General features: G+C 68.5%; 10 protein-coding genes and 3 pseudogenes. 8 read left to right on the forward strand and 5 right to left on the reverse strand.

Features of this window, described 5'->3' with window-relative positions:
- Positions 1-98: 98 nt before the first annotated feature.
- The 5 genes from QH276_RS09190 to QH276_RS09210 all read left to right on the forward strand — a co-directional run bounded on the left by QH276_RS09190 (position 99) and on the right by QH276_RS09210 (position 4,331).
- Positions 99-1,190: an ABC transporter substrate-binding protein gene (locus QH276_RS09190; protein WP_280399081.1), complete on the forward strand. Its 1,092-nt coding sequence runs from the start codon at positions 99-101 to the stop codon at positions 1,188-1,190.
- A 169-nt stretch (positions 1,191-1,359) separates the two neighbouring features.
- Entirely contained in the window at positions 1,360-2,295 is a 936-nt protein-coding gene (locus QH276_RS09195; protein WP_432278628.1) for an intradiol ring-cleavage dioxygenase, read from the forward strand.
- A gap of 111 nt (positions 2,296-2,406) precedes the next feature.
- Entirely contained in the window at positions 2,407-2,634 is a 228-nt protein-coding gene (locus tag QH276_RS09200; protein ID WP_280399080.1) for a hypothetical protein, read from the forward strand.
- A gap of 178 nt (positions 2,635-2,812) precedes the next feature.
- Positions 2,813-3,775, forward strand: a complete 963-nt coding sequence (gene nrdF, locus QH276_RS09205; RefSeq protein ID WP_280399079.1) for a class 1b ribonucleoside-diphosphate reductase subunit beta — start codon at positions 2,813-2,815, stop codon at positions 3,773-3,775.
- Positions 3,776-3,884: 109 nt separating this feature from the next.
- Positions 3,885-4,331 carry a nitroreductase family deazaflavin-dependent oxidoreductase gene (locus tag QH276_RS09210; protein ID WP_280399078.1) on the forward strand — a complete coding sequence of 149 codons (447 nt, stop codon included), beginning with the start codon at positions 3,885-3,887 and terminating at the stop codon, positions 4,329-4,331.
- A 46-nt stretch (positions 4,332-4,377) separates the two neighbouring features.
- Here QH276_RS09210 and QH276_RS09215 read toward each other — a convergent pair whose 3' ends face one another.
- The 3 genes from QH276_RS09215 to QH276_RS09225 all read right to left on the reverse strand — a co-directional run bounded on the left by QH276_RS09215 (position 4,378) and on the right by QH276_RS09225 (position 5,290).
- On the reverse strand, positions 4,378-4,884 hold the full coding sequence (locus QH276_RS09215; RefSeq protein WP_280399077.1) for a nuclear transport factor 2 family protein: 507 nt from the start codon (positions 4,882-4,884) through the stop codon (positions 4,378-4,380).
- A 91-nt stretch (positions 4,885-4,975) separates the two neighbouring features.
- Positions 4,976-5,116 (reverse strand): hypothetical protein, encoded by a 141-nt coding sequence (locus QH276_RS09220; protein ID WP_280399076.1) that lies wholly within the window; start codon positions 5,114-5,116, stop codon positions 4,976-4,978.
- Positions 5,117-5,122: 6 nt separating this feature from the next.
- Positions 5,123-5,290: a hypothetical protein gene (locus tag QH276_RS09225; protein ID WP_280399075.1), complete on the reverse strand. Its 168-nt coding sequence runs from the start codon at positions 5,288-5,290 to the stop codon at positions 5,123-5,125.
- Here QH276_RS09225 and QH276_RS09230 point away from each other — a divergent pair.
- Positions 5,268-5,369: pseudogene (locus QH276_RS09230) on the forward strand (zinc-binding dehydrogenase); the annotation flags it as partial. The gene QH276_RS09225 and the pseudogene QH276_RS09230 sit on opposite strands and share 23 nt — an antisense overlap.
- 114 nt (positions 5,370-5,483) lie before the next feature.
- Here QH276_RS09230 and QH276_RS09235 read toward each other — a convergent pair.
- Positions 5,484-6,026, reverse strand: a pseudogene (locus tag QH276_RS09235) (TetR/AcrR family transcriptional regulator); the annotation flags it as partial.
- Positions 6,027-6,222: 196 nt separating this feature from the next.
- Here QH276_RS09235 and QH276_RS09240 point away from each other — a divergent pair.
- Positions 6,223-6,813 (forward strand): annotated as a pseudogene (locus tag QH276_RS09240) (CatB-related O-acetyltransferase); the annotation flags it as partial.
- Between the two features lie 74 nt (positions 6,814-6,887).
- Here the strand turns inward: QH276_RS09240 and QH276_RS09245 are convergent.
- Positions 6,888-7,967: a helix-turn-helix transcriptional regulator gene (locus QH276_RS09245; RefSeq protein ID WP_280406695.1), complete on the reverse strand. Its 1,080-nt coding sequence runs from the start codon at positions 7,965-7,967 to the stop codon at positions 6,888-6,890.
- 23 nt (positions 7,968-7,990) lie between these two features.
- Here QH276_RS09245 and QH276_RS09250 point away from each other — a divergent pair.
- Positions 7,991-8,515: TIGR03086 family metal-binding protein (locus QH276_RS09250; RefSeq protein WP_280406696.1), on the forward strand; the 525-nt coding region annotated here is incomplete at its 3' end.

The raw sequence follows: 8,515 nt of genomic DNA on the forward strand, positions 1-8,515 counted from the left end.
GGGGGGGGGGCGTTTTTTCACCACCCCCCCCTCGGGGCCCCCCCCCCCGGCCCCCGCGGGGGGGCCGCCGAACAAACACAGCATGTACCCTTCCCGGCATGCCGGTGAGCCCCGCTGTCCGTACCCCAGCCGCGCGTAAACCCCGGACCTCCACCCGGGCACGCCGTGCCCACCGGTTGGTGGGCGCCGCACTCGCCTGTCTCGCGGTGACGGTGGCCGGTTGCGCGAGCCAGCCCGACAATTCGGCGTCGATCATCCGCACCACCACCAAGATCGCAGGCGCGGGCGTGGTGGGGATCGAGCGGGACACCACGCAGGCCTGTTCGCTACCCACCGCACCCGACCCGGCCGCGGGTCCCACCCGCACCGTCCGGCACGCCGCCGGCGAATCCCGGGTACCCGCCGACCCGCAGCGCATCGTGGTGCTCGGCACCCCGGCGCTCGACGCGACCTGCGCGACCGGCTTGTGGGAGCGGGTCGCGGGCGCGACCACCGTACCCGGGACCGCGCCGCAACCGGGCTATCTGGGGTACGGCGTGCTCGAGATCCCGGGTGTCGGTCCCGCCACCGATCCCGACCCGGCACTCATCGCCGCGTTGCAGCCCGATCTGATCCTCGGCGAGGTACCGGTCGGCCGCGCCGATTACGCGACGCTCAGCGCTATCGCGCCGACCGTGCTGGTGGGCACGGACAAAACGTGGGAGGAACAGTTCAGCGCGTACGCGGGCGCCATGGGCCGGGCCGCCGCCGGGCGCGAAGCGCTCGACGCCTACCGCACCGAGGCCGCCGATACCGGTAAGTCGATCAACGCGGCGCTCACCCAGGCATCGCTCGTCCGGTTCACCGCCACCGGTACCGAGGTCATGGGCAGTGAGACCTTCGCGGCGCAGGTGCTCGCCGATACCGGCGCGCAGCGCCCGACCGCGCAGCGTGAGGAGTCCGCGCCGGTGAACGAGTCCGATCCGGTTGCCGCCGAAGGCGATCTCATCTACATCATGTTCGCCGGCCCGGAAGGCCGGGCGCACGGCGAATCGGTGATGCGCTCGGAGGAGTGGGAGTCGCTGGGCGCGGTCACCGACAGTCGCACGTTCGTCGTCGACGACGCCCTCTGGCACACCACCGGGCTGACGGCGGCCCGCGCGGTCCTCGGCGATATCCGGGACAGCCTGAACGCCTACGTCATGGAATGAGGCCACCGAGGTCCACGGCACACCGCTGACCTCGGCCTACACCGGGGAGCACGCTGTTACCCCGGAGGCCTACCGGCCGCCCACAGCCGACTCACAGCGCGGACGCAGGGAACAGCAAGCCGGCTTTTCTACCGTCGGGATCACCCAACGTCGAGAAGAGGTGTGCACCGTGCGGAAACGACCCTCGCGGCCGAGCGAGGAACGACACGAACACGATCTGGGCTTCGCCCACGATATGTCGGTGATGTTCTCCCGGCGGCGAGCTCTGTGGTTACTGGGGGCGGCGGGTACCGCGACGGTCGCCGCGGCCTGCTCGGCCGATAACGGCAGCTCGGGTGCGGGTTCGGGGACCACCACTTCCGCAACCACCGGCACCGTCGCCGCGGCGGCCCCGCAGGAAACGGCCGGACCCTATCCCGGGGACGGGTCGAACGGTCCGAATGTGCTCATCGAATCCGGGGTGGTGCGTTCCGATATCACCAGCAGTTTCGGGCCCTACTCCGGCACAGCCGAGGGGGTCCCGGTCACCATCCGGCTCACCGTGCAGGACCTCGCGAAGGACGGCGCCGCCGGAACCGGTATGGCGATCTATCTCTGGCACTGTGACCGCGACGGCGAGTACTCCCTGTACGGCAAGGAGATCACCGAGCAGAACTATCTACGCGGCGTCCAGGTCGCCGACGACGCGGGCCGGGTGAGCTTCACCTCGATCTTCCCCGCCTGCTATTCGGGCCGCTGGCCGCATATCCACTTCGAGGTCTACGACAGCCTGGAGGTGGCGGTCGCCGGCGAGAACGCCCGGCTGACCTCGCAGATCGCGCTGCCGCAGGATGTATGCGAGCAGGTGTTCGATGCCGACCCCGGGTATTCGCGCAGTGTCGGCAACCTGTCCCGGGTCACCCTCGCCACCGACAATGTGTTCGGCGACGGTTGGGACGCCGAGCTCGCCACGGTCACCGGTTCCCCGCGATCCGGGCTGGATATCTCGCTCACCATCGGGGTCGCCGAGAAATCCGCCCACCAGCAGGAAGGCGGTATGGGTCCGGGCGGCGCCCCGCCGGGTGGTCCGGGCGGCACACCACCGGGACCGCCGCCGGGCAACTGACGCCGCACCGGCCGTCGGTTCGGCGCCATAGACACAGTCGCGACCGGTCCGAGACCATCCCGGAATACAATAATCGCAGGTGAGAGGCCATATCGCCGGTACCGTCGAAGTATGGGCGACAAGGTCGACGGTGATCGTTCGCTCGGTTACCGGTTGAGTGTCGGGATCGTCATCGGCTTGGCGATCGGGATCCCGCTCGGCCTGGCGGTCCTGGGCAATCTCGCTCTCGGGATCGGTCTCGGCATCGGTTTCGGCCTGGCCTTCGGGCTGGCGATGTCGCCCTACTCCACCGGCGACGACGGATCCGGCGGCCGCCGCAAACCGCCCGGCGACGACTGAAGTAGGCTCGGCGCCTGCGGTCGCCGCGCGCCGAAGTCCCCGCTCACCTAGCGCATTCGACGCGAAAAACACAACTTGTGGTGGCGCTCGGCTATTTGCCCCACAAGGGGTAGTGTTACGGCACGCGCAGGCCAGGCAGAGTTGTCGTCGAAGTCGTCGGGAAGGGTGTGGAAGCAGCATGAAGCTCATCGATCGGGTTTCGGCCATCAACTGGAATCGGGTACCCGACGAGAAGGACGCCGAGGTCTGGGATCGGCTCACCGGTAACTTCTGGCTGCCCGAGAAGGTCCCGGTATCCAACGACATCCCGTCCTGGAACACCCTCACCGCGGACGAGAAGCAGCTCACCATGCGGGTGTTCACCGGGCTCACCCTGCTCGACACCATCCAGGGCACGGTCGGCGCGGTCAGTCTCATCCCCGATGCGCTGACCCCGCACGAGGAGGCGGTGCTCACCAATATCGCGTTCATGGAGTCGGTGCACGCCAAGAGCTACAGCTCGATCTTCTCCACGCTGTGTTCCACTCGCGAGATCGACGATGCCTTCCGCTGGTCGGAGGAGAACCGCAACCTTCAGCGCAAGGCCGAGATCGTGCTGGAGTACTACCGCGGGGACGATCCGCTCAAGCGCAAGGTCGCCTCGACGTTGCTGGAGAGTTTCCTGTTCTACTCCGGCTTCTACCTGCCGATGCATTGGTCGTCGCGGGCCAAGCTCACCAACACCGCCGATATGATCCGCCTGATCATCCGCGACGAGGCGGTGCACGGTTACTACATCGGCTACAAGTACCAGCGCGGTCTCGAGCAGGTCACCCAGGCCGAACGCGACGAGCTCAAGAACTACACCTTCGAGCTGCTGTTCGAGCTGTACGACAACGAGGTCGATTACACCCAGGACCTGTACGACGAGGTCGGCCTCACCGAGGACGTCAAGAAGTTCCTCCGCTACAACGCCAACAAGGCGCTGATGAACCTCGGCTACGAAGGGCTGTTCCCGAAGGACGAGACCGAGGTCAATCCCGCGATCCTGTCCGCGCTCTCGCCCAATGCCGACGAGAACCACGACTTCTTCTCCGGGTCGGGTTCGAGCTATGTGATCGGCAAGGCGGTCAACACCGAAGACGAGGACTGGGACTTCTGACCGGTCCCCGGTTGTCACCCCGGACCGCTACTCTGCGACCGCGATTCGCATGATGCGGATCGCGGTCGTTCCGCAGTGGGCGGACGAGGCGCGAACTGGAGGTGCAGGCATGGCAGGCAACGACAACGTCCGGATTCCCCGTTGGCTCAAACCGATGAACCGCGCGATGGTCGCGGTCGACCGGATCGGTGTTTCACTGCCGATGGCCCTGCTCACCGTGCCGGGCCGGAAATCGGGCAAACCCCGGACCACCCCGGTGACACCGTTCGAATACCAGGGCGCCGAATATGTTCTCGGCGGGATTCCCGGCGCGGACTGGGTGAAGAACGTCCAGGCGGCCGATACCGCGGAGCTGAAGGTCGGTAAGCGCCGGCGGACCGTGCGCCTGGTCGAGATCCCGGCGGCCGACAGCGAACCGGTGCTGCGCGAATTCCCGCGGCTCGTCCCCACCGGGGTACCGGTCATGATCAAGTCCGGCGTGGTGACCAGCGACGACCCGGAGGAGTTCGCCGCCCTGGCCGGCCGGTGCGTCCTGTTCCGTATCGACGACGCCTGACACCGGGCCGGCGGCTCGCATCCGGGTGCCGGCGGGCGCGGGAAACCTACTGGACGATCCGGCAGGTCTCGTCGACCGGCCGGGTGATCGACCAGTACTGTTCGAAACGGCAGGCAGCGATCTTCCAACGGCCGTCCTCGACGACGTATTCGTCGTCGTATTCGCCGGTCAGCACCGTTTCGGTCTTCTCGATGAGGTTCACCTGACGGAACTTCAGCGTCCACCGCCCCGAGGCGTGTTCCGTGTCGTGCACGGTGATATCGGGATGAGTTCCGTGGTGCATATCGAGGATCACGTTGTTGCCGTCGACCTTCTGCAAGGCGATCTTCTCGAACATCGCCGCCATCCCGTCGGCGTCGAACGAGCCGAGCACACCGTAATCGACCACGGCGCCCGCGGCGACGAAACAGTCCCGGAAAGACTTGGGGTCCTTGGCATCACACGCCCGCAGATACCGGTGCTTGAGCGCCTTGATCGCCTCCACCGCTTCCCAGCGCGCCACCCGCCGCTCCAGCTCGGATTCCTCGGATCGCGGCTGCGGTGCGGGTGACATACGGACTCTCCTGATACCGAGGATTCGGCGACCGGCAACCGCCGGCGCGGTTCTCGCGCAGTGTATCCCCGGCCCGGGCGCCGGACAGCCGTTATTCGGTCTCCGCGCCGAGGGTCCTCGACCAGGACGCGAGAATCTGCAGCCGCTGCGCCGAGGGCGAACCGGGTTCGGGGGTGTAGACCATCAGGATGAGCCCGGGTTCGGCGACGATGGCGAGTTCTTCGTAGGCCAATACCAATCACCGACTTCGCCGATGATGGAAACGTTTGGTCCCCGATCCGTGCGTGCGGACATCGTGAGTTCCCCAGCGGTGACGGAAAGTTTCGCTACGCGTGGACAATTCGCCGACCAGTTCTTGCAGCCCGCGATCGGGCGGGTCGCGGCCGGCTTCGGTGGGCGACCTCACCCTGCCGCTCGAGGAAGCCGCCGAGGGCTACCGCGCGATGGACGAACGCCGCGCCACCAAGGTCCTGCTGACGGTCTGATGCCGGCGGCCGCCTGCTGCGAGAACGCTTCTCGGCCTCAGGTCGGGCCTGTTGATGTCCTGCACTGAATGCGCCGGCTCGGGCGGCGAGGGTGGCGGTGGTGGCGGCGTCGCCGGGCAGGGCGGGGTCGGGTGGAGTGCGGAGCAGGACCAGGTGGTGATAGAGGGGGGCGGTGGCGGCGACCAGGAGGGCACGCGCGTCGGTATGGGGCGGAAGCTCGCCGCGGCGGATGGCGCGCTCGACGATGAGTTCGGATTGGGTGTAGCGGTCTTCCCAGAGGCGGCGCAGGGCGCCGGCCGCCTCCGCGGAGCGGAACGAGACCGCGATCAGTGCGGCCGCTATGGACGGCTTTTCAAGAAAGGAATCCTGGATTTCCTGGTTGAGGGCGGCGAGGTCCCCAGGCAGGGAGCCGGTGTCGCGGGGGTGCCAGTCGAGATCGGCGGCCGCGGCGAAGAGGTCGGCGATCAGGCCGCCGGTATCGCGCCAGCGGCGGTACACCGTGGTGCGGTGTACGCCCGCGCGGGCGGCGACCGTGTCCACGGTGAGGGCGTCGTAGCCGTGTTCGGTGAGTTCCGCCCGGACCGCCTCGAGGACCTGGTCGCGGATGCGGGCGGTGCGGCCGCCGGGCCGGGGGCGGGGGGATTCGGGTGGGGTCATCGTCGATATCCGGTCGCTCGAAGGGGGTGCGCTGTGCCAGCAGCGTATCTAACGCAACATTTGTCGCACTAGTGCCGGGCCGGAGTTCGTCGATGCCGACCGTCCGGAAGATCGATATCCACCGCGCAGCGGTCTGCGCCGGATCGAGAGGTTCCCTGTGCCAGTACATCCCGCCGACCCCACCGTCCTGCACCCGATGCCCGATCAGCCGCGCGTAGTGTTGCTGAAACCGCTGGTGACCTCACCGCTGATCGAGGTCGGCGAGTTCTCCTACTACGACGACCCCGACGATCCGACCGCGTTCGAAACCCGCAACGTGCTCTACCACTACGGGCCCGAGAAGCTGATCATCGGGAAATTCTGCGCGCTGGGTACCGGGGTCCGGTTCATCATGAACGGCGCCAACCACCGCATGGACGGCCCGTCGACCTTTCCGTTTCCCACCATGGGTGGCTCGTGGTCACAGCATTTCGACCTGATCACCGATCTCCCGAACCGCGGCGACACCGTGGTCGGCAACGACGTCTGGTTCGGTAACGGTGTCACGGTGATGCCCGGGGTCCGGATCGGTCACGGTGCGATCATCAGCACTGGTGCGGTCGTCACCGGTGACGTGCCCGATTACGGCATCGCCGGCGGTAATCCGGCCCGGCTCATCCGGAAACGCTTCAGCGAGACCGATATCGCCCGGCTCTTGGCGACTGCCTGGTGGGATTGGCCGCTCGATCACCTCACGGAACATCTCCGCACCGTCATGTCGGGCACTGTCGCCGACCTCGCGGCCGCCGGCCCCGGACACGGTCTGACATCTTGCGGCCTGCGCGCAGGGACCACGGCTCGGCCGCGCCGGTACGGACGCGGTCAGCACACCGGCGATGCTGCGGACGAATCGATGGCCGGCAGGGTGCCGGTATCCCCGCCGGCCGGTGCCGCGGTATCACCGAGCCTGCGCCGGTGGTGCGCACGAGCATCCTCGGCAATTTCGATGATCTCCGCGCACAGCGCATCCGGCGCGATCACCTCCACCTCGGCGCCGAAGCCCACCAGCATGGCGGCCGCCGCCCGCAGGCTGCGCACCCGCACCCGGAACACGTCCGGTTCCCCCGGCGCGGGCCGCGGCTCCTCCAGCATGGTGACCGAGAGCGCGCGCAGCACCATCGGCAGCCGCGGCCGGTGGATGCGCAGCACGATGTCGGTGCCGGGCACCGCACGGAAATCGGCGCGCATCCGCTCCCACACCTTCCGCAGGTCCAGGTCCGGTGGGCGGGCGGCGGGTGTACCGAGCCGCCGGACCGCGCTGATCCGTGAGATCCGGTAGCTGCGCGGCCGGCCGCGGTGGGCGCCGATGAGATACCAGGTGGTGCCCACCTGGAGCAGCCCCCACGGGTCGACGGTCCGCTCCCCCGGCGCGGCGGCCTCCTTCGACTGGTAGCGGATCCGGATCCGCTCGTCGTCGAGTACCGCCGCCTGCACGTCGGCCAGCGCGTCGAGCGCCGCGGGGTCGCGATGCCAGCCGCCGGTGTCGAGGACGATCCGCTCGCGGACATGGGTGACCATGCGGTGTTCGTCGTCCGGCAGGGCGGAGGCGAGCTTGTGCAGTGCGCTGCAGAACGACGCGCCGAGTCCCAGCGCCTCCGCCGTACCCCGCCCGCCGGCGACGAACAAGGCCCGGGCTTCTTCGCTGGTGAGCTGTTCGATATCCGGTTCGTATCCCGGAACCAGCGCGAATCCCCCGCCGCGGCCGTGTTCGGCGTAGACCGGGATCCCGGCGGTCGAGAGCGCCTCCATATCGCGCAGCACGGTCCGTTTCGTGACTTCGAGCCGGCGAGCCAGCTCCGCGGAGCTCAGCCGGCCGTGCCGCCGCAGCAAGTGAACGATCTGGAGAAGCCGGTCCGCGCGCACCCGTACAGAATTCCATGAAAAGGTGACAACAGATGTCACCGCATGGGCCGGAGTCTGGTGCCATGACACAAATTCCCGATTTCCGGACAGACCTCGCCGCGGCCCACCGCTGGGTGGCCGGACTCATGGACATGGTGCGCCCCGCCCAGTGGGCGGACCCGACACCGTGCACAGAATTCGACGTCCGCGCCCTCCTGGAACATCTTTCCTGCCACCCGGCGAAAATCGCGGCGACCGCCGCCGGCGCGGACCCCCGGCTGCTCCCCGCCCGCGCCGAGATCGACGAGCGCCGCCCTGGCGAGGACTACCTGAAACGGGCGACGGCCGCCCTCGCCGAATGGGCCGACGATACGCTGCTCACCCGCGGTGTCCTCGCCCCGTGGGGCCCGGCGCCCGGCGGGCTCGCGCTCGGCGGATATCTGATGGAAACCGTCGCGCACGGCTGGGATCTCGCGGTATCCATCGGAGCGGACGCCGAGGCGGACCCGGCCCTGGTCGCCAAGGCCCAGGTCGTCGCCGACCGCGCCCTCACCGAGGCGTGGGCCCGCGCCGGGGGCCCCGGCGGCCCCCCCCCCCCCCCCCCCCCC

The sequence above is a fragment of the Nocardia carnea genome, assembly GCF_029869215.1.
GTDB classification, from domain to species: Bacteria; Actinomycetota; Actinomycetes; order Mycobacteriales; family Mycobacteriaceae; genus Nocardia; species Nocardia carnea_B.

What these genes read in the sequence shown, in the direction of transcription:
- QH276_RS09200 (WP_280399080.1), top strand. Translation starts at nt 2,407, where the DNA reads ATGGGCGACAAGGTCGACGGTGATCGTTCGCTCGGTTACCGGTTGAGT.
- QH276_RS09210 (WP_280399078.1), top strand. Translation starts at nt 3,885, where the DNA reads ATGGCAGGCAACGACAACGTCCGGATTCCCCGTTGGCTCAAACCGATG.
- nrdF (WP_280399079.1), top strand. Translation starts at nt 2,813, where the DNA reads ATGAAGCTCATCGATCGGGTTTCGGCCATCAACTGGAATCGGGTACCC.
- QH276_RS09215 (WP_280399077.1), bottom strand. Translation starts at nt 4,884, where the DNA reads ATGTCACCCGCACCGCAGCCGCGATCCGAGGAATCCGAGCTGGAGCGG.
- QH276_RS09190 (WP_280399081.1), top strand. Translation starts at nt 99, where the DNA reads ATGCCGGTGAGCCCCGCTGTCCGTACCCCAGCCGCGCGTAAACCCCGG.